Source organism: Vreelandella neptunia (genome assembly GCF_022489065.1).
Taxonomy (GTDB): domain Bacteria; phylum Pseudomonadota; class Gammaproteobacteria; order Pseudomonadales; family Halomonadaceae; genus Vreelandella; species Vreelandella neptunia_A.
On the sequence record NZ_JAKVTW010000071.1, the window covers coordinates 1 to 548 of the forward strand.

The following is a 548-nucleotide window of genomic DNA, read 5'->3' on the forward strand; positions in this document are numbered from 1 at the left end:
TGATGATGACGGTTTCGGCGTTGCAGAAGAAGATCTTTCGCGCTTGGGAGAGCGTGGCACACGATTGGATGAACGCCGTCCCGGCTACGGCTTAGGCCTGTCGATTCTTGCGCAGTTAATTGCCCGCTACTCAGGGCACTCGCGCTTTGAGCGTAGTCCACTGGGTGGACTGCGCGTTACGGTTACGTTGCCTCTTGCAGTTGAAGTGATTAATTAATCACTATTCAGCTTTGATTCAGCTTCTTCCATCAAGATGGTGCCATTCATCATTGATGGGAGTTACACATGGCACGCTCAAGCATCATTTCTCACCCGCTTTCTCGCCGGCAGGTCCTAAAAGGCGGCGCTGCCCTAGGAATAGGTTCCGCTGCCGCAATGGGATTAACCCCCGCCTGGGCAAACCCCTGGGGCCGCAGCAATGTCTACGCGCAGGGCGTTGAAGAAGGGCCCGAGGTATCGCTGGCGATCCGCCGTGAATCGTTGCCTATTGACGGACAAGAAGCCCAACCAATTACCATTAACGGTACCAGTCCTGGCCCGCTGATTCG

Annotated in this window: 1 protein-coding gene and 1 pseudogene; both read left to right on the forward strand. The window is 55.3% G+C overall.

The window, feature by feature from the left end:
- Nucleotides 1–217, forward strand: a 217-nt coding sequence (locus tag MLE19_RS22895; protein ID WP_240720623.1) for an ATP-binding protein, incomplete at its 5' end; no start/stop codon positions are given.
- A gap of 68 nt (nt 218–285) precedes the next feature.
- Nucleotides 286–548: pseudogene (locus MLE19_RS22900) on the forward strand (copper resistance system multicopper oxidase); the annotation flags it as partial.